At 48.4% G+C, this 26,105-nt stretch carries 22 protein-coding genes, 1 tRNA gene and 1 rRNA gene (1 of these 24 cut by a window edge); 13 read left to right on the top strand and 11 right to left on the bottom strand.

Features of this window, described 5'->3' with window-relative positions:
* From WF803_RS06365 to WF803_RS06355, 3 genes are all read right to left on the bottom strand, one after another.
* A tRNA-Ile gene (locus WF803_RS06365) sits at positions 1-36 on the bottom strand; it reaches 38 nt to the left of the window's first position.
* An 80-nt stretch (positions 37-116) separates the two neighbouring features.
* Positions 117-1,666, bottom strand: a 16S ribosomal RNA gene (locus WF803_RS06360).
* A gap of 373 nt (positions 1,667-2,039) precedes the next feature.
* Positions 2,040-2,495 (bottom strand): Fur family transcriptional regulator, encoded by a 456-nt coding sequence (locus WF803_RS06355; protein ID WP_489610705.1) that lies wholly within the window; start codon positions 2,493-2,495, stop codon positions 2,040-2,042.
* Positions 2,496-2,662: 167 nt separating this feature from the next.
* On the opposite strand from WF803_RS06355, the gene WF803_RS06350 reads away from it, so the two are divergent.
* Positions 2,663-3,787 carry an FUSC family protein gene (locus tag WF803_RS06350; protein WP_489610704.1) on the top strand — a complete coding sequence of 375 codons (1,125 nt, stop codon included), beginning with the start codon at positions 2,663-2,665 and terminating at the stop codon, positions 3,785-3,787.
* Between the two features lie 58 nt (positions 3,788-3,845).
* On the opposite strand, the gene WF803_RS06345 is transcribed toward WF803_RS06350, so the two are convergent.
* Positions 3,846-4,988, bottom strand: a complete 1,143-nt coding sequence (locus WF803_RS06345; RefSeq protein WP_489610703.1) for an SGNH/GDSL hydrolase family protein — start codon at positions 4,986-4,988, stop codon at positions 3,846-3,848.
* Between the two features lie 246 nt (positions 4,989-5,234).
* Here WF803_RS06345 and WF803_RS06340 point away from each other — a divergent pair, with 246 nt between their 5' ends.
* Positions 5,235-5,795: a DUF402 domain-containing protein gene (locus WF803_RS06340; RefSeq protein WP_489610702.1), complete on the top strand. Its 561-nt coding sequence runs from the start codon at positions 5,235-5,237 to the stop codon at positions 5,793-5,795.
* A gap of 96 nt (positions 5,796-5,891) precedes the next feature.
* Here WF803_RS06340 and mutY read toward each other — a convergent pair whose 3' ends face one another.
* The 4 genes from mutY to WF803_RS06320 all read right to left on the bottom strand — a co-directional run bounded on the left by mutY (position 5,892) and on the right by WF803_RS06320 (position 9,402).
* Entirely contained in the window at positions 5,892-7,115 is a 1,224-nt protein-coding gene (mutY, locus tag WF803_RS06335; protein ID WP_489610701.1) for an A/G-specific adenine glycosylase, read from the bottom strand.
* Positions 7,102-8,094 (bottom strand): RecX family transcriptional regulator, encoded by a 993-nt coding sequence (locus tag WF803_RS06330; protein ID WP_489610700.1) that lies wholly within the window; start codon positions 8,092-8,094, stop codon positions 7,102-7,104. Before WF803_RS06330 ends, mutY begins: the two co-directional genes overlap by 14 nt.
* Positions 8,095-8,175: 81 nt before the next feature.
* Positions 8,176-8,427: a helix-turn-helix domain-containing protein gene (locus WF803_RS06325; protein ID WP_489610699.1), complete on the bottom strand. Its 252-nt coding sequence runs from the start codon at positions 8,425-8,427 to the stop codon at positions 8,176-8,178.
* A gap of 6 nt (positions 8,428-8,433) precedes the next feature.
* Positions 8,434-9,402, bottom strand: coding sequence for a glutathione S-transferase family protein (locus WF803_RS06320; RefSeq protein WP_489610698.1), 969 nt, complete (start codon positions 9,400-9,402; stop codon positions 8,434-8,436).
* Positions 9,403-9,534: 132 nt separating this feature from the next.
* On the opposite strand from WF803_RS06320, the gene WF803_RS06315 reads away from it, so the two are divergent.
* Both WF803_RS06315 and WF803_RS06310 read left to right on the top strand, forming a co-directional pair.
* Positions 9,535-10,431 (top strand): DMT family transporter, encoded by an 897-nt coding sequence (locus WF803_RS06315; RefSeq protein WP_489610697.1) that lies wholly within the window; start codon positions 9,535-9,537, stop codon positions 10,429-10,431.
* A gap of 1 nt (position 10,432) precedes the next feature.
* Positions 10,433-11,833 (top strand): RsmF rRNA methyltransferase first C-terminal domain-containing protein, encoded by a 1,401-nt coding sequence (locus tag WF803_RS06310; protein ID WP_489610696.1) that lies wholly within the window; start codon positions 10,433-10,435, stop codon positions 11,831-11,833.
* A 44-nt stretch (positions 11,834-11,877) separates the two neighbouring features.
* On the opposite strand, the gene WF803_RS06305 is transcribed toward WF803_RS06310, so the two are convergent.
* Positions 11,878-13,413, bottom strand: coding sequence for an AbgT family transporter (locus WF803_RS06305; RefSeq protein WP_489610695.1), 1,536 nt, complete (start codon positions 13,411-13,413; stop codon positions 11,878-11,880).
* Between the two features lie 339 nt (positions 13,414-13,752).
* Here WF803_RS06305 and WF803_RS06300 point away from each other — a divergent pair, with 339 nt between their 5' ends.
* The 5 genes from WF803_RS06300 to WF803_RS06280 all read left to right on the top strand — a co-directional run bounded on the left by WF803_RS06300 (position 13,753) and on the right by WF803_RS06280 (position 19,103).
* Positions 13,753-14,703, top strand: coding sequence for a metal ABC transporter solute-binding protein, Zn/Mn family (locus WF803_RS06300; RefSeq protein WP_489610694.1), 951 nt, complete (start codon positions 13,753-13,755; stop codon positions 14,701-14,703).
* A 60-nt stretch (positions 14,704-14,763) separates the two neighbouring features.
* Complete coding sequence (locus WF803_RS06295; protein WP_489610693.1) at positions 14,764-15,510, top strand: metal ABC transporter ATP-binding protein; 747 nt, start codon at positions 14,764-14,766, stop codon at positions 15,508-15,510.
* Complete coding sequence (locus WF803_RS06290) at positions 15,503-16,378, top strand: metal ABC transporter permease (protein ID WP_489610692.1); 876 nt, start codon at positions 15,503-15,505, stop codon at positions 16,376-16,378. Before WF803_RS06295 ends, WF803_RS06290 begins: the two co-directional genes overlap by 8 nt.
* 1 nt (position 16,379) lies before the next feature.
* Positions 16,380-17,528: a metal ABC transporter permease gene (locus tag WF803_RS06285; protein WP_489610691.1), complete on the top strand. Its 1,149-nt coding sequence runs from the start codon at positions 16,380-16,382 to the stop codon at positions 17,526-17,528.
* A gap of 120 nt (positions 17,529-17,648) precedes the next feature.
* On the top strand, positions 17,649-19,103 hold the full coding sequence (locus WF803_RS06280; protein ID WP_489610690.1) for an FAD/NAD(P)-binding protein: 1,455 nt from the start codon (positions 17,649-17,651) through the stop codon (positions 19,101-19,103).
* Positions 19,104-19,144: 41 nt separating this feature from the next.
* Here WF803_RS06280 and WF803_RS06275 read toward each other — a convergent pair whose 3' ends face one another.
* A complete protein-coding gene (locus WF803_RS06275) occupies positions 19,145-19,894 on the bottom strand; it encodes an SIR2 family NAD-dependent protein deacylase (protein WP_489610689.1) in 750 nt (249 codons plus the stop codon).
* A gap of 192 nt (positions 19,895-20,086) precedes the next feature.
* On the opposite strand from WF803_RS06275, the gene sdaAA reads away from it, so the two are divergent.
* Together sdaAA and WF803_RS06265 are read left to right on the top strand one after the other, a co-directional pair.
* On the top strand, positions 20,087-21,661 hold the full coding sequence (gene sdaAA / locus WF803_RS06270; protein ID WP_489610688.1) for an L-serine ammonia-lyase, iron-sulfur-dependent, subunit alpha: 1,575 nt from the start codon (positions 20,087-20,089) through the stop codon (positions 21,659-21,661).
* A gap of 152 nt (positions 21,662-21,813) precedes the next feature.
* On the top strand, positions 21,814-23,544 hold the full coding sequence (locus WF803_RS06265; protein WP_489610687.1) for an IS1182 family transposase: 1,731 nt from the start codon (positions 21,814-21,816) through the stop codon (positions 23,542-23,544).
* On the opposite strand, the gene ypfJ is transcribed toward WF803_RS06265, so the two are convergent.
* Positions 23,510-24,448 (bottom strand): KPN_02809 family neutral zinc metallopeptidase, encoded by a 939-nt coding sequence (ypfJ, locus tag WF803_RS06260; protein ID WP_489610686.1) that lies wholly within the window; start codon positions 24,446-24,448, stop codon positions 23,510-23,512. The two genes, WF803_RS06265 and ypfJ, sit on opposite strands and share 35 nt — an antisense overlap.
* A 256-nt stretch (positions 24,449-24,704) precedes the next feature.
* Here ypfJ and WF803_RS06255 point away from each other — a divergent pair, with 256 nt between their 5' ends.
* Together WF803_RS06255 and WF803_RS06250 are read left to right on the top strand one after the other, a co-directional pair.
* Positions 24,705-25,376, top strand: a complete 672-nt coding sequence (locus tag WF803_RS06255; RefSeq protein WP_489611906.1) for a UPF0236 family transposase-like protein — start codon at positions 24,705-24,707, stop codon at positions 25,374-25,376.
* Positions 25,274-26,020, top strand: coding sequence for a UPF0236 family transposase-like protein (locus tag WF803_RS06250; RefSeq protein WP_489611905.1), 747 nt, complete (start codon positions 25,274-25,276; stop codon positions 26,018-26,020). Before WF803_RS06255 ends, WF803_RS06250 begins: the two co-directional genes overlap by 103 nt.
* Positions 26,021-26,105: the final 85 nt, after the last annotated feature.

The following is a 26,105-nucleotide window of genomic DNA, read 5'->3' as shown; positions in this document are numbered from 1 at the left end:
TCAGGGGTGCGCTCTAACCAGCTGAGCTACAGGCCCGTTAATGGGCAATAGTCAAGCGACCTCTCAAAACTAAACAAAGAGCGTTCCGGTGTATTCCGATTTTTTTATATCCTTAGAAAGGAGGTGATCCAGCCGCACCTTCCGATACGGCTACCTTGTTACGACTTCACCCCAATCATCTGTCCCACCTTCGGCGGCTGGCTCCAAAAGGTTACCCCACCGACTTCGGGTGTTACAAACTCTCGTGGTGTGACGGGCGGTGTGTACAAGACCCGGGAACGTATTCACCGCGGCGTGCTGATCCGCGATTACTAGCGATTCCGACTTCATGCAGGCGAGTTGCAGCCTGCAATCCGAACTGAGAATGGCTTTCAGGGATTCGCTGGCTCTTGCGAGTTCGCAGCCCGTTGTACCATCCATTGTAGCACGTGTGTAGCCCAAGTCATAAGGGGCATGATGATTTGACGTCATCCCCGCCTTCCTCCGGTTTGTCACCGGCAGTCTCGTTAGAGTGCCCAACTAAATGCTGGCAACTAACAATAAGGGTTGCGCTCGTTACGGGACTTAACCCAACATCTCACGACACGAGCTGACGACAACCATGCACCACCTGTCACTCTGCCCCCGAAGGGGACCCACTAATCTCTTAGTGTAACAGAGGATGTCAAGACTTGGTAAGGTTCTTCGCGTTGCCTCGAATTAAACCACATGCTCCACCGCTTGTGCGGGTCCCCGTCAATTCCTTTGAGTTTCAGCCTTGCGGCCGTACTCCCCAGGCGGAGTGCTTAATGCGTTAACGGCGGCACTGAAGGGCGGAAACCCTCCAACACCTAGCACTCATCGTTTACGGCGTGGACTACCAGGGTATCTAATCCTGTTTGCTCCCCACGCTTTCGAGCCTCAGTGTCAGTTACAGACCAGAAAATCGCCTTCGCCACTGGTGTTCTTCCATATATCTACGCATTTCACTACTACACATGGAGTTCCATTTTCCTCTTCTGCACTCAAGTTCCTCAGTTTCCAATGACCTTCCACGGTTAAGCCGTGGGCTTTCACATCAGACTTAAGAAACCACCTGCGCTCCCTTTACGCCCAATAAATCCGGACAACGCTTGCCACCTACGTATTACCGCGGCTGCTGGCACGTAGTTAGCCGTGGCTTTCTGGTAAGATACCGTCAAGACGATAGCAGTGACTCTATCGTTTGTTCTTCTCTTACAACAGAGTTTTACGATCCGAAGACCTTCTTCACTCACGCGGCATTGCTCCGTCAGGCTTGCGCCCATTGCGGAAGATTCCCTACTGCTGCCTCCCGTAGGAGTCTGGGCCGTGTCTCAGTCCCAGTGTGGCCGATTACCCTCTCAGGTCGGCTATGCATCATCGCCTTGGTGAGCTTTTATCCCACCAACTAGCTAATGCACCGCAAGGCCAGCGATAAGTGACAGCAAAGCCGTCTTTCAACCTGAAGTCAGGTGACTTCAAGTATTATGGGGTATTAGCACCCGTTTCCGGATGTTGTCCCCCGCTTATCGGTAGGTTCCTTACGTGTTACTCACCCGTCCGCCGCTAACGTCCGGGGTGCAAGCACCCCTTCAGTTCGCTCGACTTGCATGTATTAGGCATGCCGCCAGCGTTCGTCCTGAGCCAGGATCAAACTCTCATGAAAGAAAGATTTTGATCAGCTCAAAATTTACTGACAGTTTTTTGTCTTGTCTAGACTTGAATTGTTGGGATTTGCCTCAAGCAAATTCCCTACACATTTGGTTCGTCTCTTTGTTCAGTTTTCAAAGGTCACATCTCGTCGCTCTCACGACGCGACTATTTTATAATAGCCTACATCAGGAATAAAGTCAAGCGGTTTTATAAAAATTATTTTATCCATTTTTTAAGTTCCGCTCTCTTAGCGACAAATATTATCTTAGCAAATAGTTTGGTAAGTTGTCAACTCTTTTTTGCAAAGTTTTTTGAATTCAGAGATCCCAAAAAATTGAGCTGCGAGTATATTAATAGTAGGAAGCCATTCGTCTAAGGGAAAATTTCTACTTTGCCTGTTGTTTTTCCAAGCAAAGCGGGCAAAGGCCGTAGAATTCGATTTGATGCCCATCGACTCGGTAGCCCGTTCGCTCAGCGGCAAAATTTTCTAGGCTCGTGAGCATGGGATAATCCAAGTCCATAATGCGGCCGCATCCTCGGCAAATCACATGATAGTGCTTGTTCAGCTCAAAATCGTAATGGCTAGCTCCCCCGCCAGATTTAAGCTCTTTAACGACATTTAATTTCACCAGCAAGCGCAAGTTATTGTAAACCGTAGCTAAACTCAGACTATCGAAATCATCAAGCAAATCGTCATAAATGTCTTCGGCACTGGGATGGCGATCGCTGCAAATCAAATATTTAATGATCGCCCGCCTTTGTGGGGTAAAGCGCACGTGATGCTGAGCTAAACTATCTAAAGTATCCTGATACTTTTGTTGTTGATCAGTGTTTAGTTGCATGTCAAGCCTCCTCTCTTTAGCTTCTATACATAGTCCACCTCTTATTGTAGCGATCTTTTTTAAAAAAAGAAAGTTAAAAAGCTTCTAGAGGCTTGTGTTATAACTTTTAGAAAGGTATTTTTCATGCTAATCTTAGAGTAAACAATTGAAAAAGGAGTTATAACAATATGAAACTGGGGGCAAGAACAATCAAAACCGGCTTTGGGGTCGCCCTAGCCATTATCATTGCAAATCTCCTGCCGGGTATTGATCCAACCATGCCGGCCTTTACGGTAGTGCTTGCTATGCAGCAATCCGTCGGAAAAACTTGGTCCACAGTCTTAGAGCGTATTATTGCTGCCATCCTGGGTGGCGTCATGGCGATGGCCATGTATTATTTTTTCGGCAATAACGCCATGATTGTCGGCCTAGCGGTCATCTTGTTTATTTTAGTCTTAAACTTTCTTCATTTAACCGATGTGATCCCGCTTGCTACCATCGCAGTGGTGATCATTATGCTAGCACCCTATGATGGCTTTAATGGCCAGGAATTAGTCCAGCACGCCGCGGTAATGCGGGTGGTAGAAAGTATTTTAGGTGTCTTTATTGCTTTTGTCATCAACACCTTCATTTTCCCGCCCAAATATGACGCTGTTCTCTATGATGACATTAATACGACCAACACCGAAGTCCTTATCCGCTTGCGGGCTATTTTAAGGAAGAATGGTGAATACTCAACACTTAATTCCGATATTAGTTGGATGAGGAAACGCTTCGCCCATACGGAATATCTCTTCGACCTTATGCGTGATGAATACTTGTGGTGGCGAATTAAGGGAATTACGGAGTTCAAACGAAAACTGGTTATTTTTCGCAGCTTCCAAAAAGCGCTCTACCAATCCACCCGTCTTCTCCGCATTTTACATGAACATACTTATATCATTTTTGAAATTCCCGATCCCCTGCGCCTGCAAATACGCGAGCGTATTGAAACCTTATGCGCAGCCCACGAGCAAATTTTTCTTAAATTTGATGGCCGCATTTCCCCCGATGAAGTTAATTTCTTCAAATCTTCCGCCGACTACCGGCAGGAATTAATGGAAAATATTTTCAAAGAAGCCCATCTCTCCGGTGAGCAAGTGGATCGCTCTGAACTGGAGCGAAGTAACGCCCTCATCCTCATTGCGAGTGCCATCATTCGCTACGAGGATGCCTTAGTCCATTTGAATATGCTGGTTAGAAGCTACCATAAATACCACGGGGAGGATGAATTCCGTGCTGACAGCCTAACCGGCCGCGAACAGCGTTCCTAAAAAAAGCTCAGAAGTCTTCACCTTCTGAGCTTTTCGGCTTTAGCCTGCTATTCATTTCCTAATTTCCACCTGGAGGCGTGCCCTGGCCAACGCCATGATTTCCTCCTTGATTAACCGGAGGATTTTGGGGTTCTGGAGCCGGCTGCGGGGCGGGTTGTTGGGGCATTGGGTTGGGCGAGGGCGTCTGCTGTTGGGCCGCTTCCTCCCGGCGGCGTGCCTCTTCTGCTTCTTTTTGCCGCTTCTCTTCGGCAGCTCGAGAAGCTTCAATTTCGGCTTGACGTTGGGCAGCCGCTGCCGCTGCGGCTTCTTCTTCCTTCGCTGCCTCAATACTTTCTGCCTTAGCTTTTAAAGCCGCTAAGTCATCCGTCTTCCCCCGATAGCCACGGCGTGTATCAATTTTATTTTCCTTAAGAGCTTTAACTAAGATATTTTGTAGGGCTTCATTGCCTTTTTCAGTGAGGACATTCTCTTCTGCCTGATAGAAATCGTCTAGACTCTCCTTTTCAACCTGTGCTTGGAAGTCACGCTCTAAGCCCAAGGTGGTTAGGCCGGCTTCACCGAGTGCTTCATTTAAGCGACTGGTATAGGAGAGAGCCATCTCATCGGTGCTTAACACCGGCATGACGGTGAAGAGAATAAGGGTATCCGGATTCGCCTCCCGCAGGCGGGCATAAAGTAATTGATATTCCCGCACCGTATTTTCCAGAGTTTTGCCCTCACTATACCAAGGCCAGGCGTTGACAGGCACCATCAGCACATGGGGCTTTTTCTCCGCCACTACCTCAGGGAGGTTTTCACTCCAGTCCGCCCAGGCACTTTCACTATAATCAATCGTTTCTGTCATTTCTAAGGGCAGCCCCTTCGCCAGCTGCGCCATGGCCCCAGTCAGCAGTTCACGTTGGATCGCCGTCGTCTGCACGCCCATCACTTTGGGCTTTTCACCCATAGCTTTGACATATTTCAAATAATCTAACACGGTTGCCGACTGGCGTGATGCTTCAAAAGCCTTCACATCAAAATCTTCAGTCAGCTTCTCATCCTGATCTTTCTTGGACTGGGCTTCTAGCTCAGTGGGTTCATCTTGGGCGAGATGTTTTTCTTCACGTCCCTTTCCGATGACATAGCTCGTCGCCACGATCGCCAAGCCCACCACAATCGCTGCTAAGATCGTGATGAGTGTTTTTCTCTGTGAGCGGTTCATTGTAACACTCCCATCTTTTAAGTCTCATCTTATTGTACCATAAAAGCCGGCTCGTCTTCTGTTTGAATATTAAGTTTAAGGAAAACAAGTGACTTTAGAAGAGTCGTCAGTGTTGCCGTAAGCTCAGTCAGGGAAGTAATATTTTAACCTGCCAGCTGCCAGCATTCAACTTACCTTTTACCAAGCTCCTATGTTATACTGGAGAAGCATTGTTTTGAATACACTGGGCAGAAAGTAGGAATTTTGATGCGAGAACCACGTGAAGGTGAATTTATCGCGGTCAAAAGCTACAAGCACGACGGCAGTCTGCACCGAGTCTGGCATGATTGTATGGTACTGAAGACAAGCGACCAAAGTCTGATCGCCTGCAATGACCATACGCTCGTTACCGAAGCCAATGATAGGCGTTGGGTAACCCATGAGCCGGCCTTACTCTACTTCCACAAGAAGTACTGGTTTAATATCGTCACAATGATCCGTCAGCGCGGTACATCCTATTACTGCAATCTAGCCACGCCTTACCTTCTGGACGAAGAAGGGCTGAAATATATTGACTATGATTTAGACATTAAGATCTTCCCAAATGGGGAGAAAAGATTATTGGATGTGGACGAGTACCTCGAGCATGGCGCTAAGATGGGCTACCCTTACGATATCGACTATATTGTCACCAGCTACCTCTATGAATTGGACCGCTGGATTCGTGAAGGTATAGGTCCCTTCAGTGCGGCCTATGTCGATTTATGGTATGAACGTTACTGCCAATTAACCCAAAGGCAATATCGGAAACGGCGCCGCAAACATTAAAAATTAATTAATGGTAGGTAACTTTTGACCCGAATGTATTCATACAAAAACTGGTCTAATACCAGCCAAGCAGCCAACGAAAGGCTGCTTTTTTCTTTACCCCTCTTTTTGAGGCAAGAGGGACCAGATTTTTTCCTGTAAGGCAGACGTCGCATATTTTTTTAGGTTAGTGGGCGCCACCCAAACAGCGGGACCCATGGCAGTGTCTAGCTCCTCCTTTTTGACCTGGGTTTTAGCGTAGTAGACACGCACGTGCCAGCGCCGGTGGGAAAACTGGTGGACAACTTCACCCAGCACTTGTGGATGCTCCGTATCTAAAAGCTCATAAGTCGCTTCCGCCTCTTGAACCAGCAGGCTATCTTCATTTTCTTCATCCTCCTCAAACAAGGGGCCCAGATCTTCGTAAGCTTTCTCCTGCTCATTGAAGAGGGGGACGAGCCACATATGCCGTAACAAGCCCGTCTGTTCGCGCTTCTGCAGGAGAAATTCACCGGCCTCATTTTCTAGGATCAGGGCTTCTAAGTAGCGGTCTTGGACTTTGACTTTTTTCTTCTTAACCGGATATTGTAGGGTCGTCCCCGTTAAAATTGCAAGATTAAAGTCCCGGACCGGATTTTTATCAGGCTCTGGGGCCTTAGCGCGCTCGTAACTGCTGCCCAAATCCATAATCGCTTGATTGAAGTCTCCAGGACGCTCAGGAGCAATTAAATAATCCCCCACTGCTTGGAAAACTCGCCGGGCCGGACTGGAACTGATATCCACATTAATCATCAACAGGCGGGAGAAAACGCGCATGGCATTGCCGTCAATGGCTGCCCGCGGCTCTTGAAAAACCATGGAGCTAATAGCAGCCGCCGTGTAGGGGCCAATCCCCTTTAACTTCAGCATGTCAGCATACTTTTCTGGAAAATGACCGTTAAAATCCGCCATCACTTGCTTGGCGGCGGCTTGCAGATTGCGGGCTCTAGAATAATAGCCCAAGCCTTCCCAAGCTTTGAACACTTCTTCTTCGGGAGCTGCTGCTAAAGCTTTAATGCTGGGAAACTGGGCCATAAAATTTTGATAGTAAGGAATCACCGTTTGCACCTGCGTTTGCTGAAGCATAATTTCTGATACCCAGCTACGATAAACTGTGCGCTTCGTCCGCCAGGGCAAGCGGCGGCCGGCTCGGTCATACCAGGCCAAAAGTGTCTTCCTAAACTGCGCATTGGTCCTTGGGCCCCAAAGCCTGACCCCCGCTATTTCAGGCCCTAAGTCAGTAATCGCCCCTTGGCCCAGCCAAGCCTTTAAATTTACATCTTGGTATTTAGTCTTCGTCAAAAAATTCCTCCTCGCTTAACTGCTCTGTGGGGTAGCCCTTCTGGTAAAGGGCACTTTTAATTTTATAATAGCGTTCCTTAGGCGGCAGACGGCGGTGCCGGCGCTTCAATTTGGCTAATTCCTTCGCTAAGGCCGCTTGTTCCAAATCCTCATCGGCATATTCCCGGCTAATCACTTGGACCACTTCCTGGCTGAGACCGCTCGGATAGCCCTTGCCTAAGAGATGCTGGATGGCCCGATTTTGAGCCTCTCGTTGGGAGCGACGCTTACGATCCTTCTTAAATTTTTTAGTGGCCAGGGTATAGGCATTCTCCCGCATCACATTCGGATCATACACCTGTAAGGCCGCCTCCATATCAGCCTTGGACAAGCCCTTCCTTTGCAAGTACTTTCTAATCTCCCGCGGCCCTTTCCGATTTAGGCGCATGGCTGTCCGGGTATAGCTCTCCCCATAATTTAAATCGTCTAAGAGGGCGAGGCCTTTTAACTTATTGATAACGTCAGCAATTTGCTCCTCACTATAAGCTTCCCGCGCCAAACGCTGACGCACTTCCTCTTCAGAACGCAATTGACTATTCAAATAGCGCAAGGCGAGGGCATAAGCACTTTGGAAGCCCTCCGCCTCCTTAAGTGCTTCGAGTTCCTTGGGGGAGAGCTCCTGGCCCTTAGCCAAGGCGAATTTCACCAGAACATTTTCACTCACGCCTAAGGCAAAAACATCGTCAACGTAAATATTAAAGCGATCCTGCCGGCGCTTCTGGACTTCAATCTTCGTGATTTTCCCACCCGCCAGCCTTTCCTTTTGGGGTCCCTGCCCTGAGCTTTGTATTGCGCTGGACTGCTTCTTTGCTTTTTTCTGAGCCTTAAGACGCGTTGCTTTCTGGACTAAATTTTCCTCCTCAGCAGGCAACCGCCGCATGCGGGCCGATTTTTTAGGCTGGTTGCCAATATCTTGTAAACGTATGGGTTTTTTTCCCATGGAATCCCTCACTTCCTTAGGCTCATTTTACATGACTTCCCCCAACTAAAAAAGCCTAGGCCCAAGCACTAGGCTTTTCTCTTATGACTTCTCCGTCAGGTCAATGGTCAATTCGGCACCGGCTGCTTCCACAATTTCCAGCAAAGTGGCTAAGCTAATGTTCTGCTGGGCAGATTCAATACGGGAAATATAACTTTGCCGGCGCCCACAAAGTCTCGCCAGTTCCGCTTGAGATAATTGCCGCTGGTGGCGAAGTTTTTTAACAATTGTGGCCGCTAGTTTTTTGGCATCGCGCCCGCCAAGTTCTTGGTAAGTTGCTGTTATTTTTGCCATGGTAAATTAACCTTTTCTCGCTAAACTCCAGTCTAATTCCGGTCCCTTGGGCACGATTCCAGTCGGGTTAATCGTGGGATGGCTGCCATAGTAGTGGCGCTTAATGTGGGAGAAATTGACTGTCTCTTTGACCCCAGGCACATGGTAGAGCCGCCGCGTATATTCCCATAGGTTGGGGTAGCTGGTTAGGGAACGAAGGTTGCACTTAAAGTGGCCAAAGTAAACCGAATCGAAACGCACCAACGTCGTAAAGAGACGCCAGTCGGCCTCTGTTTGCTGCTCCCCTACCAGGTAATCGCGCTGGGCCAAGTGCTCTTCCAATTGATCTAAGGCTTTAAAAACCTTAGTCACTTCTTCATCATAAACCGCTTGCTTCGTGGCAAAACCGGTCTTATAGACGCCATTATTGATGTTAGGATAAACAAAAGCATTCATCTCATCAATCTCCGCCCGGAGTTCTTCGGGGTAGTAGTCGCCTGGCTTAGCGCCCACCTCATCGAAGGCAGCATTAAACATGCGCATAATTTCCGAGCTTTCGTTACTGACGATGGTGTCTTTTTTCTTATCGTAGAGAACAGGCACGGTCACGCGGCCGGTAAATTTGGGGTTCACATGCGTGTAAACTTCATAGAGATAGGCGGCGTTTAGGATAGGATCGGGAATAACGCCCTCACCTTCTGCAAACGTCCAACCGTGCTCGCCCATGTGCGGGTGGACCACCGAAATTGAGATCATGTCCTCTAAGCCCTTCAAGGACCGCATGATGAGCGTCCGGCAAGCCCAAGGGCAGGCATAGCTCACATAGAGATGGTAGCGGCCAGCTTCCGCCTGAAAGCCACCGACACCGCTGGGGCCAGGGGAGCCATCAGGGGTCACCCAATTGCGAAAACTTGACTCTTGACGTTCAAAATGTCCCCCCGTTTTTTCGGTATCATACCATTGATCGACCCACTGGCCAGCAACCAATAAACCCATCCTATCGCCTCCTTAAGAATTTCTAATTCGTAATATCATCTCTAGTATAACGAAGCTTCCGCCCCGAAACAAACAAAAGCCGTCCAGACATGCTATACTATTTTGTGGATAAAATTTCAGAAAGGAGACCCTATGACCAACTATTCTCGTTTAAAGGGGATCGCCTGCATCCTCTTATCTGCCCTCGGTTTTGCCCTGATGAATTTATCGATTCCTCTCTCAGGGGACTTGCCGACAGTGCAGAAAATGTTTTTTCGTAACTTAGTTGCAATTGGTATTGCCTTATTCACCCTTTGGGAAAGCAAGAAAAAAACTCCCCACACTAAAATTAAAAATGTGCCTTGGCGCATATTATTTCTACGTAGCATCTTAGGGACTTTAGGAATGGGGCTGAACTTCTACACCTTAGATCGCTTGCTCCTCGCCGACGCCTCGGTGTTAAACAAATTAGCGCCTTTTGCCACGCTTATTTTCTCCGCCGTATTCTTGAAGGAAAAAATGGCTCGCCCCCATCTCTATGCCCTGGCTTTGGCCTTCCTAGGGGTGCTACTCATCAGTAAGCCCACGGGAGCAGCCGCTAGCCTCTTCCCCTATCTCACCGGCGTGGTCGGTGGCTTATGTGCAGGTGGTGCTTATACCACGGTCCGTTACTTAAATCAACTCGGGGTCGAGCCCAGCTTGACGGTGCTTTTCTTCTCCGCTTTTTCCTGCCTGGCTTGCGTGCCCTTTATGTTATTTACCTACACCCCTATGCCCCTAAGAAGCCTATTGATGCTCTTAGGAACGGGTTTAGCAGCCAGTGTGGGACAATTTGGCGTTACTTACGCCTACCGCTTTGCCCCAGCCAGCGAAATTTCCATTTTTGACTACAGCAGTATCATTTTTAGCGGACTTTTAGGTTTTATCTTCCTCCAGCAAGTGCCGGATGGCGGCAGTTTTTTGGGCTACCTGTTCATTTTCCTAGGGGCCGTTTTAACCTTCCTCTATAACCGCCGGCAAGCCAGGCGAGCTCGCCAGGAAGAGGTTTAGCATGACCTTAAAGAAAACCTTCCAAAGTAAATATGAAAAACTGCTAGGCCAAGAGGCGACCGCCTTCTTCCAAAGCCTGACAGGCGACGCCCAGCAGGCCTACCGCGCTAACCCCAGCAAGCCCCAAAGTGCAATGCTTAGAGAAGAACTCGAACATGCCGCGGCTATCCCAGGGGTGCCCCAAGCTTATTATGGGTCGATCTCCGGCCATTGCCCCGCCCACCAAGCAGGTTACTTGTACAGCCAGGAGCCCAGCGCCATGCTGCCAGTGCTGGCTTTGGACCCAAAGCCCGATGACTGCGTTTTAGATCTCTGTGCCGCACCAGGCAGTAAGGCGACGCAAATCGCTAGTGTTTTGGGCACGGGGGAGGGGCTCTTGGTCGCTAATGAACCGGTCCCCAAGCGGGCCAAAATTCTGGCCGAAAATTTAGAGCGCTGGGGGAGCGCCAACAGTATCGTGACGGAGGCCAAGCCGGACGCCTTAGCCCCACATTTCCCCGCTTACTTCGACAAAATTCTCGTCGATGCCCCTTGTTCTGGGGAGGGTATGTTACGAAAGCATCCCCACGCCATGGCGGAATGGACCGCCCAAACGCCCCGTCATTGTGCCGACCGCCAAAAAACCATTTTACAAGCAGCCCTCCAGATGCTAAAGCCTGGGGGCCAATTGGTCTACTCCACCTGTACCTTTGCCCCTGAGGAAAATGAAGAAATCATCAGCTGGCTCTTGGAAAATTTTCCCCTGACTTTAGAAGCCGTTGACCTCCCCGGCACTCGGCCCGCCCAAACGGCCTGGGGCTTAGGACCCGACTTGACGAAAGCTCGCCGCGTCTGGCCCATGGATGGTTTTGGCGAAGGGCATTTTATTGCCAAGCTAACCCTAAATGAAGCCTTAGCTACGCTTCAACCGAGCCGTAAAAAAGGCAAAAAGAAAAAGCGGCCCCGCTCCCATCAAGGCCTAGATCCCAAACAACAAAAGGACTGGCAAAGTTTTCTGGCCGCTTGGCCGCTTGCTTTTGAGCTGGCCCGCTATCAACTCCGCGCTTTTGGCCAACATCTCTGGGCCCTGGACCCGCGTTTGCCAGCCTTAGATGCCTTACGCCTGCACAAAAACGGCCTCCACCTCGGTGCCTTCCGCAAAAATCGTTTTGAGCCCAGCTTCGCCTTAAGCTTGGCCGTTAAAAATACCGACACCCTCCCGCAAATCGAGCTGACCCCGAGCGACTGGCAGGCCTACGTGGCAGGGGAAACCTTCCCCCACCCGGGCCACCAAGGCTTCATCTTGCTAAATTTTAAGGGCCTCATCGTCGGTCTTGGCAAGCAGGTACAAGGCACCGTGAAAAATTACTATCCCAAAGGCCTGCGCTTTAAAACCGAGACGCCTAAACATTTAGTATTCTAATACAATAAAAAAAGCCGCCCCGAGGGGACGGCTTTTTGTGATTTTTAAATGAAGAGTGGTGCACCTGGCCCTAAAGGCAAGCCCAGCAAGTACCAGGCAGCGAGTAGCAGGGTCCAGAATATGAGGAAGGCGATAGAGTAAGGCAGCATCATGGAAACTAAAGTACCCAAGCCACTGTCCTCATCGTAGTCCTGCATGAAGACCAAAATCATCGCAAAGTAACTCATCAACGGTGAAATGATATTGGTGGACGAGTCGGCGACCCGGTAAGCCATTTGTGTCAACTCTGGCGACATGGCTAATTGGTAGAACATCGGCACGAAAATTGGCGCCATGATGGCCCACTTGGCTGAAGCTGAACCGATAAAGAGATTCACGAAGGCCGCCAAGAGAATGAAAGCAATAATCAATGGTAAGCCGGTCAGGCCGACTTTTTCCAAGAGATTGACCCCACCACTCGCTAATAGCAAGCCAATATTTGTATAAGAGAAATAGGCAATCAGCTGAGCAGCAAAGAAGGCAAGCACAATAAAGGATGCCATGGAGCGCATGGAACCCGCCATCGCTTCAACAAAGTCGCCAGAGGATTTGATGGCTTTAGTGGTGACCCCATAAACAATCCCCGGAATACTGAACATGAGGAAGAGATAGAAAATCAAGCCCCCATTGAGGAAAGCTTCCAAGGAATACTTCCCAGTATCAGGATCAATTGTTTTGAAGAGACCCCAATCCGGGATCATCATCAAAGCTGAAATAATCAAAAGAATGACGAGGGTAATGCCCGCATTTCTTAAGCCCCGATGCTCAACTTCGGTGAGGGGTTGATCGTCTTTCTTCAAAGCACCGGTATAGGTCCCTAAGTGGGGTTCAACAATTTTCAAGGACACCCAAGTGCCCACAAGCGTTAAGATGACGGTCGAAGCCACGAGGAAATACCAGTTCCCCGTCACGGACACCGTGTAATCCATGCCCACACTCTCTAAGGCTGCATTCGTAATCCCCGAAAGCAAGGCATCGGTTGGCCCAAAAATTAAATTGGCCGAGAAACCCCCGGACACCCCAGCAAAGGCAGCGGCTAAACCAGCCAAGGGATGACGACCCGCTCCGGCAAAAACGAGAGCCCCGAGCGGTACCACCACGACATAGCCCGCATCACTTGCAATGTTTGAAATAATCCCGGCGAGAACCACCACAGCTGTGAGTAAGGCATTCGGCACGCGGGTAATCAATTTTTTCAAAGCCGCCGCAATCAAACCGGTTCCTTCAGCGACCCCCACCCCGAGGATGGTGACCAACACGTTCCCTAAAGGTGCAAAGCCGGTAAAGTTCTCAACGGCACTATCAAAAATGTAGCGTAAGCCATCGCCATCTAACAAGGACACCGCCTGCACGGTGACTTCCTCATTGGCCTTGGCGTCAAAATAAGTCGCACTCACGCCCAAACTATGCAAAATTGCTGAAATCACCGCAATAATGACTGCTAAAATGATAAAAATAATTACTGGATGGGGCAATCGGTTACCAACGCGCTCTACCCAGTCCAGGAACTTCTGCAATGTACTTTTTTGCGTTCGTTCCATGCAACAACCTCCTTATAAATTTAAATTAAAATTTTAGACGTAAATCAATCTTAACAAAAATTCCAGCGAAAATAAAACCATTTTTTGTTCATATTGGCAAGAAAGCCTTGACAGATAGCGCTAAACCCCAAGTCAGAAAAGGCTTCTTATTTTTTTGAAAATATGACTTAGCCTGCCATTTTTTGCCTAAAGCAAAATAATTACGATTTAGGCTTGCCAAAATAACAAGCATCAGTTATGATTTGTTTAGGCCAGCCTAAAGCGCGCTTTATTTTTTAACTGGATATTTAGGCACAGCTAATTTATCTTGCTTTAAGCAAAATGCCAAGGAGGAATAAAATGAAACATAAAATAAAAGCTTTCCTTGTCCTACTACTGGGAGCGAGCCTGCTCTTCGCCTGTGGCCAAGGGAAGTCCAACGAAAAAACAGCCAACACGGCTGAAAAAACATCCGATAAGTCCCGTGTCGTCGTCACGACCTCTTTCTTAAGTGACATGGTCAAAAATCTAGCCGGCGATAAGGTTGATGTCGACATGATTATCCCCGCTGGTGAAGACCCTCACCTCTACGAAGCCAAGCCTCAGGATCTGGAAAAGATCAAGCAGGCTGATCTCTTAATTTACCACGGCTTGCATTTTGAAGGGAAAATGGTGGATGTGCTCGAAAGTAAAGGCAAGGCCGTCACTGCTGATTTCAAGGAGGATGAGATCGGCGAGATGGATGAGGACGGCGACACGGTAGTTGACCCGCACTTCTGGTTCGATATCGACCTCTACAAGAAAGCGACCCAGGCTTGTGCCAAGTACTTAGAAGAATTACTACCAAATGATACCGAAACGATTGAGAAAAATGCTGAAAGCTATCTGGCTAAATTAGACGAATTGGATCAGGAAAACCGTGAGGCTTTAAATAGTATTCCCAAAGACCAACGCTATTTGATTACGCCCCACGACGCCTTCAACTATTTCTCCAGGCGCTATGACATGCCCGTCAAAGCACCCCAAGGTGTCAGCACCGATTCCGAAGTTGCTAACAAAGACGTCGATGATACCGTGAACTTCATCGTCGAACACAAAATCAAAGCTATTTTTGCTGAGTCCACCACCGATCCTGCCCGCATGCAGAAGCTCCAGGAAGCCTGCCAAGCGAAAGGCCATAGCGTGGAAGTGGTGCACGGCGATGGCAAGGAATTATTCTCCGACTCCTTAGCGCCCCAGGGCGAAGCCGGTGACACCTATCTTGATATGTACCGGCATAATGTGAAATTGATGACAGAATATCTGAAATAAGCACCAGGCAAGAGGTTGGCTTTTAGCCAGCCTTTTGCCCTTTATAGAAATGAGGATTTTATGCCCAACGAACCCAGTTTAATTCATGTAGAAGATTTAACCATGGCCTATCAAGACAAGCCGGTCTTATGGGATATTGACGTGGATATTCCTAAAAATTCCCGTACAGCCATTATTGGACCCAATGGCGCCGGAAAATCAACTCTCATCAAAGGCATCCTCGGCCTCCAACCCATTTTTTCCGGGCAAATCACCGTCTTAGGGCGACCTTTTAAGGAAGTTTACCGGCAAGTTGCCTATATTCCGCAAACCTCCAGCGTCAATTGGGATTTCCCTACAACCGTGGAGGATGTCGTATTGATGGGTCGCTACGTCCACTTGGGCTGGCTCAAACGGCCGAAAGCCCAAGACAAAGAACTCGCCCAAGCTGCCCTAGAACGTATCGGCCTAGCGGATTTCAGGCACCGGCAAATTTCCCAGCTTTCGGGCGGCCAGCGGCAACGGGTTTTTATCGCCCGTGCGATTGCCCAGCATGCTAATATTTACTTTATGGATGAACCCTTAGCCGGGGTGGACAAGAAAACCGAACAAATCATCATCGATTTCCTCGCTGAAGCACAAAATGAAGGGAAGACCTCCATCGTTGTTCATCACGATCTCAATACTTTAGAGGATTATTTTGACTATGTTGTCATTTTAAACAAAAAATTCATCGCCCAAGGTCCCGTATGTGAAGTGTTCACTGAGGACAACTTGATCGAAGCACAGATGCTGGCAGCACGACATCGAGGTGGGCGTTATGCTTAACTTTGATATTTTAGGCAGCTATTCCTTCCAACTGATTGCCATAGCGACTTTCCTACTCGCCAGCGCTGCTGGTGTGGTAGGCACCGTCAACGTTCTAAAGGGGCAAGCTTTGATTGGGGATGCGATTGGCCATGCCACTTACCCCGGCATCATTTTAGCCTTCATTGTGTTCATGTCCCGCGAGCCCTTGCTGCTACTCTTAGGGGCTGCCTTTGTGGGGGTTTTGGCCTTCTTGTGTATTCAAGTGATCGACCACCACTCCAGCCTGCCCCTAGATGCCGCCTTAGCCATCACCTTATCCAGCTTTTTTGGCCTCGGCATGGTTTTAAAAACCTTCATCCAAGGCCATGATAAGTTTGTCAAAGCCTCTCAGGCCGGCCTAAAAACTTATATTTTCGGCCAAGCCTCTTACATTATGGAAGATGATCTCAAAATCATTTTAGGGGTTGCCCTCGCTGTTCTCGTCCTTTTTGCCCTCTTCTATAAGGAAATTAAAGTTTTTGTTTTTGATGATACCTATGCCAAAACACTGGGCTACCGCACAAGCTTCCTGCAAGCCGTCATCATGCTCATGAGTATGGGAATCATCACCATAGGCTTAAAGCTGGTGGGCACGATCCTGATCGCTTCCTTACTCATTGCTCCGCCCCTCACGGCCCTGCAATGGAGCCACCACTTCGCCCACGTCCTCGCCTTAAGCGCCTTAGTGGGGGGCTGCTCTGCGATCATTGGCACCTATTTCTCCACCGCCTATAATGGGGTCAGCACTGGGCCAGCGATTATTATTGTTATGAGCCTGGCGGCCTTTGCCTCGATGTTGTTTGGCCCCCATGGCGTGCTCAAGCAACTGCTAGAAAGGAGGCGGTAGCATGACTTGGTGGGAAACGCTTCAGTATGTCCTCCAGAGTGACCACGAAGTCCTCGGTGTGCTCATCATTACCGCTGTGACTTGCGGATTAATCGGCAGCTTTTTAGTGTTACGGCGGCTTGCCATGATTGCAGACGCCATTTCACACTCGGTTTTACTCGGCCTCGTTCTCGCTTATTTCCTGACCAAAGACGTGGCCTCACCCTGGTTGACCATCGGGGCGGCTATTTTTGGCCTCATCACCGTTTGGAGTACCGAGACCTTGCCGCGCTCAGGGCTGGTGAAGGGAAACGATGCTATCGGACTGGTCTATCCTTTCTTCTTCGCCATTGCGGTCATTCTCCTGACCCGTTACGGGCAGAATGTACACTTGGATGCCGACTGTGTTTTAATGGGAGAAGTCATTTTAACCCCTCTCAATCGGGTCAGTTTCTTAGGCTTGAGCTTGCCCAAGGCGATGCTCGAAATGCTCGTCCTACTCATCATCAATTCCGCCTTCATCGCCCTGCTCTATAAGGAATTGAAGGCCAATACCTTTGACGCAGAATTTGCTAAATTAGCCGGTTTTTCTGGCGCTTTCCTGTTTTACGGGCTGATGACCCTCACTTCCTTCACAACGGTCGTGGCTTTTGACGCCGTGGGAGCCATCCTGGTCATCTCCTTCCTCATCGCCCCCGGCGCCGCTGCAAATCTCATCAGTAAAACCCTTGGCCAAATGCTCTTCAACACAGTGTTGTATGCTATTTTAAATTCCTGCCTCGGTTATTTTTTAGCCCTGCACTGGAATGTCTCTATGGCAGGCATGACCGCCACGGTGGCCGGCCTCACCTTCTTGGCCACACTTTTCTGCCATCGCCAAGGTGTCCTAACGCAATACCTTAGCCGCCGACGCAAGCGCCGGGAATTTAAGGAAGCCCTAGTCCTCCTTCATATCGCCCACCACAGTAACGCGGACGAGGCCAAGGAAGAACTAGGCACAAGAAGCATCCACCAGCACCTACAATGGCAAAAAGAAAAACTGCAGCCGCTCTTAGAGAAACTGCTCTCAAAGAAGGAGATCATGATCCAGCAGGAGGATCACACCTACCAGCTCACTCCCAGTGGTTTAATTCGGCTCGACCAGTTGAAGAAAAAGTATCAAATCAATTAAGCCCCCAGCATAAAACCAGCGCCCTTTTTGAGTGCTGGTTTTTAATATCGAAAGCCTAGCTTTTTAGGTTGATCATCGCTAAGATAGCTATGGAGATTATTCAATAGATGAGGGGATAAAATGCGAAAGGAAAATATTGCAATTATTGGCATGGGCATTAGCGGTTGTGCCGTTCTAGCCGCCTATGCAACGAGCAAAACGCCACACCAAATTACCTGCCTAGCGCCCGAAGAGAGCTTCGGCTACGGCTTACCCTTTGCTCCAGACAGTGAGGAAGCCTTAATGAACACCCGCTCCATTGACTTGAGCGCCTACCCTAATCGGCCTAGCCACTACGCCACCTGGTTAGAAGAGAAGCTCGGTGACGTGCCCGCTTATACGAGCCGGCCTCTATTCGGCCGTTACCTGCGCGAGCAAGCTTTCCATTTATTAAAAATTTCAAAAGCCCAATGGGTGAAAGCCAAGGTAACCGGCTTTCATTTCGACCATCCAACAGCCACCTATCAGTGCACCTGGGTCAAAAACGGCATAAAACAAGTGGGTATTTTTGACCGAGTTCACCTCTGCACCGGTGAGGTGCCCCACCTGGATCCTTACCAGCTCGTAGGTTCCCCTCAATACTTAAGCCAACCCTATCCCCTAAAAACTTGGCCAAAAGAAATTACAGCCAGCAGTCGCTTGGCCATCATTGGCACCAGTCTTTCGGCAATTGACGCCATTAAATATGCCGCCAAGGTCCGCCAAGTGGAACAGATTACCGCCTTTTCCCGCGGGGGATATTTTCCCATTCTAGGACAAGATGACGCCCAAGCTGATGTTACTTTTAAATTTCTAACCCCAGCGCACTTCGACAGCTTGCTGGCCGCCCATCAGGGGCACTTGCCCCATACCGCTTTAAACGAAGCCCTTCTGGCCGAGTGTACACATTGTGCCTTGAATATCAATAAGCTGCGAAAAAGTGTCCTGCAAGCTGGCCTCCGTCCCAAAGCATCCCCCAAGGCGCTTCGCCAAGACCTTCTCACCTTCGAAGCAATCGCCACCCAGATGACGCGCCTCCTCAACCATTATTGGCCTTTTTGCTACCGTAAGGATCGAGAAGCCTTCCAAGCGAAATACCAGCGGCTGTTCGACTTGGTGAAAGGCAAGCAGCCCCAAACTTCAGTAGACTGCCTGCTCCAAGCCCAGGAAGATGGGCAATTAACCCTAAGCACTGCAGTCGCCGCCATCGAGCAGTCACCGCAAGCCGATACCTTCCAACTCAAAAATACAGCCGGTGCGGTCTTGCAGGAGGTCGATTGGGTCATTAATGCGACCGGTTGGGACTTTTCTTTTGAAAATTTAGGAGCTAACGAGCCTTTATTGGCCGCCTTATTCAACCAGCATCTTGCCCAAGTCGATCCAGCTGGGGGCTTAAGCATCTATGCCCCCACCCAAGAAATCATTTCGCCAGTGTATGGCCGCCTGCCCCGCTGCCATGCCCATGGCAATTTGGTGAGCGGTGCCCTCTACCAGACCAATTCTATCGGCGGCATCCAATTACTTGCCCAAAAAGTCATTCAACATACTAAACCTTAAAAAAGAAGCTGCCCAGCACTCCACCAGGCAGCTTTCTTCAATTATAGATCAAGGCCCATCTCCAATTGTAAGGCGCGAAAAACATCGTCCACCGGTTCCTCGAGGAAGAAATCAATCGCTAAGGGCTCAATATCGACTGGCTCCAGGTTAATGACTACCAGATGGTCGCCTTGGAAGTTTTGCAGTAGGCGCTTCGCAACGGGGGTCGACAAACTCGTCCCCGCTAAAATCAATAAGTCACTGGCCTTGAGCACATAGGCCGCTTCTTCCATGTCAGATTTAGGAATATCATCGCCAAAGTAGACCACCGTGGGGCGGACAATTCCCTGGCATATGTCACAGCGCGGAATCCCTGCCGCATCCTTCTTAACCTCAGCGGTCTCATAATGGCGGTGGCAGTCGAGGCAGTAGGATTCATGTTCATTCCCATGCAACTCCAACACATAGCGCTGGCCCGCCGCCTGATGCAAGCCGTCAATATTTTGTGTGATGACGCGAATATCATGGCCTTCCTGCTCAAGGTGGGCTAACAATTTATGGGTCGTGGCCGGTTTGGCATTTGTACTGAGCACCGGATTATCGCGAAAAAAGCCCGCCGGATCCGTGCGCAGGCGTTTGCTGTGCCCGTATTCTAAGGGGCTAACCCCCTTTTCCTCCAGCTCCGTCCAACGACCAAAGCGTGAGCGGTAATCGCGAATACCACTCGCTACCGAGGTTCCAGCTCCACCATAAAAACAGGTGACGGAACTGTTTAACAGCCACTCGCTCAATTGCTTAATTTCTATCTGCATGCCGACCACCTTCCCTTGTGGCTAGGATAGCAGTATTGACTTCATTTGACAAAAGAAAGGCTTGCCCGTAAACTGTACTATATCAGTTGCTTTTGATGAGGCCTTCGATGAAAACTCCTATGAAAATGGTCGACAAGGGGACACCTTTCGCCTATAATGAAAAAGAATATGGAAGAAACAAGGAGGGATGCTATGTCCTTTACGAGTTTGCGTGATTTGATTAACACAGCAAGCGAACAGCAAATCCCCATTTATCAAGTCATGCTAGAAAACGAGTCGGAGCTGCAAAAAAAGCCCATCGATGAGTTAAAAGAACAAATGCGCGAGCAAATTGATGTCATGATCGAATCCGTCCGCCAAGGAACCACCGAGGAAGTGCTCTCTAAAACCGGTATTACCGGTGGGGACGGCCATCGCCTCTATGAATACTGCAAAAAACATGCCAGTGAAACCCTCGTCGATGCCTTCACCTTATCAACCGCCGCCAATGCCATGGCGGTGAATGAAGTCAATGCCAGCATGGGGCGGATCGTCGCCACACCGACAGCGGGCTCCGCTGGAATCTTGCCAGCTGTATTAACACACATGTACGATACGGGTGACTATACGAAAGAACAGCTCGTCAATGTCGCCTTCACCTCATCAGCGCTCGGCCTCACGATTGCTAACCAAGCCTCGATTTCTGGAGCGGCGGGCGGCTGCCAGGCAGAAATTGGTTCGGCGACAGCGATGGCAGCCGGTGCTCTCGTAGAATTGCGCGGCGGCACACCCGAGCAAGTCGGCAACGCCTTGGGCCTGGCTCTCAAGAACTCCTTAGGCTTGGTCTGTGACCCCGTCGCCGGCTTAGTGGAAGTGCCTTGCATTGTTCGCAACGGCATGCACGCTATCACCGCCCTCGTCGCGGCTGACATGGCTCTGGCGGGCGTTCGCAGCGTCATTCCTCCCGATGAAGTGATCGGTGCCATGTACGATATCGGTAATGAAATGCCCGAATCCTTGCGGGAAACAGGCATTGGTGGCTTAGCCGGCACCCCCACCGGGCAAAGTATTAAGGAACAGGTCTTTGGCGCCCATGGCCAACTGGAGCTCAACTCCTCAGCCACCTACCAAAGCGCTTATGAAATTATCGGCCCGGTCATGGTCGGCCCTTCCAGCTCACACACAGCCGGCGCCGTCCGCATCGGAAACCTAGCCCGGCAACTCTTAGGCGAAGAACCCGAAGAAGTGGTCTTCAGTTTGATGAATTCCTTTGCGGAAACTTACCTCGGCCACGGCACCGACGTCGCTTTGATTTCTGGTGTCCTCGGCTTTAATACTTTTGACCCCGAAATTGCTGATGCCCGAAAATTAGCCAAGGACCATGATTTAAAATACCACTTCCTGCAATCTAATATTGGCAACTACCATCCCAACACCGTCCTCGTCGACCTCTGGGGGCCCAATAAATATGTGACGGTGATTGCCAGCTCCATCGGTGGGGGGAAAATTGAAGTTCAGCGCCTCGAAGAATATGACATTAAATTTACGGCTGTTCGGCCCACGCTCATTTTATATTACTCGGATGCCGTTGGCTTGATTTCCCGCCTCACCAAATACCTATCCGAGCATAATATTAATATTTCCTACATGGTGAATGAACGCAAGAAAATTAATGGCCCGGCCATCTTGGTGGTGGAAATTGACACCCCCCTCAACAAAAGCCAGCTCGACCAAATTCGCACTGATTTTCCCTTCATCGATGAAATGCAATATGTCCAAGTCACCTAAGCAAAAGGGGCTGGGAAAAAACTCAGTCTCAGAATATAAAAAACGCATCAATTTATTTCGAAAATAAATTGATGCGTTTTGATATTTTATAAAGACAAAGCGAGTTCCAAGCCTTATAATAAAAGGTAAGCAAACCGAAGGAGGAACTCGCTTTGTATCAAAATTATACCACAATGGAAACAGCTTTAACACTAAAATTAGATTTTACGATTCCTGAGGACCATGAAGCTCGGCTGATCAGCCGATTTGTCGACTCGATTCCTACGGAAATTATTCTGGAAGACACTTCTCATACGGGACGTCCTGCTTTTCATCCAGCAATGCTATTAAAGATGTGTTTATTTGCCTATAGTCGATCAACGTTTTCAGGTCGAAAAATTGAACGAATGAATGAAGAATCTATTCCGATGAAATGGCTAACGGGCGATACCCCAGTTTGCTACAAGACGATCAATAACTTTCGTTCAAGCGAACATGCCTCGAACTTGATCAAGTATGCTTTTATCCTTTTCACCATGCTGCTGAGGGACAATGGTTTAATCCACCCAGAGGCTTTATTTATCGATGGGACAAAAATTCAAGCGGATGCGAACATCTATAGTTTTACTTGGCGAAGAGCGATTGAACGCTATGAAGCGAAGCTCAATGAAAATGTTTCGAGTTTATATGAGGAACTTATTCAAACGAATGTCGATATCGCCTTGACCGAAGAAGAATTAACGACTTCTGATGGGATTGAAAAAATTATTGCGTGTCTTGATGAAGCAATCGAAGAGGTTGAAAGCAAAATTGAAAATGAGACGACCATTCCTAAAGGAGGTTCTCGACACAAGCGACGTCGTCGCACGCTTAAAAAGCACCGGAATCGATGTATGAAGGATTTCTTACCCCGAAAACAGAAATACGAGGAAGCAAACGCACGATTTAATGGCAGAAACAGTTTTTCAAAAACGGACCCCGATGCCACCTTTATGTGTATGAAAGAAGATCCCATGAAAAATCGGGAGTTAAAGCCTGGCTATAATCTCCAAGTTGCTTCAAGTCATCAATATATTATTGACTTTGATATTTTCCCGAACCCTACCGATACGCGCACCCTCATTCCGTTTTTAAAAACAATCCCAACGCTTGATCTGTTCCAATATATTGTTGCGGATGCGGGTTATGGGAGTGAAGAGAATTATATGGCGATTATCGATGACTTTGAGAAAGTCCCTTTGATTCCTTACGGAATGTATCATAAAGAACAAAGTAAAAAATATCGAAACCAATCCAAGCATCGTGAGAACTGGCACTATCATGCGGCTGAAGATTCCTATACGGATTTAGATGGCGTTCATTTTAGTTTTTCATATTATCGTACGCGAAAAGATAAAAAAGGTTTCCAAAGACAGTTTAAAGTCTATCAAGCCGATACTGAACAAATGGATGAGCGTTTAAATGAGCTTGCGAAAACTCCGACAGGACGTCAGCGCCAGACGGCGGTCAATCTTAATTGGGAATATTTTAAGCACCAAGCAAAAGAGAATTTAGAAAGCACACCTGGAAAAGAAATCTATGCGCAACGTAAAATTGACATAGAGACCGTTTTCGGACGGATGAAAGGTGTCTTTGGTATGCGCAGAACACATGTGAGAGGCAAACAAAGCGTGTATAATGATATCGGAATGATGCTGATGAGCATGAATTTAACGAAATTAGCCCTTAAAGCTCGGCGAAGAGCAGAAGCTCTTCGTAATCATTTCTCTAAAAGTAAAAAATGCACTGAAGGAATCCAAATATGGATAACTTCAATGCATTTTTTATTATTTAGGGCGACTTATTTCCCAGCCCCTTTATTATTCAGAATTATTTGGGGGCCGCTTCGTCCTCGGGCAAGTTAATATTGAAGGTATCCCCGTGCTCAATATCACCGTACTGATAGCCACGCTTGAACCAAGCCATCCGCTGCTTGGCCGTTCCGTGGGTGAAGGAATCAGGCACCACACGGCCGGTCATCTCTTCCTGGATCGTGTCATCCCCGACCGCCGCAGCCGCTGTTAGAGCCTCCTCCAGATCTCCCGACTCCAGCAGGCCTTCCTCTTCGGCATAGCGCGCCCAAACACCCGCTAAGTAGTCCGCTTGTAATTCCAGACGCACTGATAGAGCATTTTGCTTGCTTTTAGAAGCTCCTTGCCGGTATTTTTCGTAGGTTGTCATCATCCCGATTTGGTTTTGCACATGGTGGCCCACCTCATGGGCTAAGACATAGGCCATGGCAAAGTCTCCCGGGGCGTGAAATTGCTCCTGCAACTCCCGATAGAAACTCAAGTCCAAGTAAATCTTCTGGTCCGGCGGGCAGTAAAAAGGCCCACTCTGCGCCTGGCCTAGACCGCAACCCGACGTTTGAATCAAATCCTGGTAGTAAACTAAAGTCGGCTCCTGGTAACTCTGGCCAGCTTCCGACTTTAATTGAGCCGCCCAGAAATCTTCCGTACTCCCTAACACAGCCGCCATAAAGTCCGCTTCCTGGTCCGTTGGCCGCACCTGGCTACCGGGCTTCTGTGCTTGCGTTTGGGTCGTCTGGGGCTCTTGGCCTTGGCCGGAATTAAAAATATCACCAAAGAAATTCCCCCCTCCAAACAGCATGAGGGCAATAACCACAATGATTAACCACTTCGGCCCGCGCAAAAGGAGCAAAAGCAGGCCAAGCGGATTGCCCCCACCCATCCGATTAAAACCACCACCTGTACGCTGGCCGCGCCGGTCATCCACATTTTGACTCCGCCTCAGATCATCCCATTTCATTTCTAAACCCCCCTAACGTTCTATTTATTGTAGCATAGAAAAGGCTAAAAAGCGGCTGAACAGATTGGCTGCCGCCCCGAGCCTTAGTGTAAAATTATGCTCGGTAAGACTTGAAAAATAAAAAAAGGACATCTATCTTTAAGTTGAACAATAAAAAGAAAGAAGATGTCCTCATGAATGATATTATCACAGATATTCTAAAAAAGACGGAAAAATGCTCATCTTTAGGTGATTTTGAAGATCTTGTTTATCCGATATAAAGAATTTTTGCTGTGAATGTCTTGCAGCGGTTTTCACTCAACTTGATCAGCAATTAATTCAAAGATACCAAGCCGAAGGCTGGAAAATTGCTCGCTATGAACCACGCACACTATGTTTTATGTTTGGTGCCGTCACTTTTAGACGCTGTCGGATGAAAAAAGAAGGTCACTCTAGCTTTCTTCCCCTAGATTTGTGTTTAGGCCTAGAAGCAAGAAGTCATCTTTCTTCTCAGGTCAAAGAAAAAATTGCCCAGCTTTGTACGAAGCAAACTTTTCGTGCGACTGCAGAAGCCTTCAATGCTTTAATGTCTTTTAGTATTTCGCATCAGACCGCACATCATATTGTTCAAGAAATTGGGCAAAAAATTTTAAGCTTTGAGAATAAAAAAGCAGAAGAGAAGGAACTGGCTTACTCTCAAAAACGATCCGTTCCTTTTCTGTACATTGAAGGGGATGGGGTTTTAATCACTAAGAAGAAGAAAAAAGGGAAAAGGACAAAACATCTTCAACTACACCGTGTGCTCTCTATGAAGGCGTCGATCGATCCACTTCGCGGCATCAACTTATTCAAGCTCATTATTTTTCTTCTGTTCAATCTAGTGCAGCCCTTCGAGAAAAAGTTAGCCGATTTCTTAACTCCTACTATGATTTACATCAAACGATTGTGATTTCTAATTCGGATGGTGGCAGTGGTTATACGGAGGAAGATTTTAACGAGATGATTGGGGTATGCCTTCGGCATGAACATTTCTGCGATAAATTTCATGTCATTCAAAAAATCAGAACGCGCCTATTTTTTGATCATAAAATACGTCAATTGGTCATTAAAAAAGTGAAGGCTTATGATTTCGAAGGAGTTCAAGTTACTTTGGAGACCTGTGAAAGTCGCTGGCACCATCATCAGGAGTTTTTGGCTGAAATTGAAGCTCTAAGAGCTTATCTTCAACGTAATTGGTTACTCATTAAACCAGCAGAGCAGCGAGGCTTACCGAACCATTTTTCCGGTGGCGTTTGTGAAGCAGGCCATCGGCTTTATACTTATCGCATGAAAAAGCAAGGACGAAATTGGACCCGTCAAGACGCAGCAGCAATGGCTGCCATTATCACCGCTCAATCTAATCATTGTTTTGAAGAAGCTGTTCGATCAGATATTGAAGCTAATACAAGCCCATTTATACCCGAATATCCAGGGATTGTTAGGGCAATACTATGTCACAGGCCGCAACAAAGTTCTTGTGGTGCCCATCAGGGCACGATTCCAAGTGAAGTGTCAAGCAGTATGGTCGGGAAATTATACCATACATTTTGTTAGCTGCTTCGCCAAAAGACACGGAGTGCGTGCTAAAGACCTGCGTTAGCAGTGTTAGCAGGCCGTCCGTATATCTGGCTCTCGGAGT

It is taken from the genome of Aerococcus sp. BD502 (genome assembly GCF_057919555.1).
Note: the sequence above shows the minus strand (reverse complement) of the source record. Positions and strands in the feature narration are given on the sequence as shown.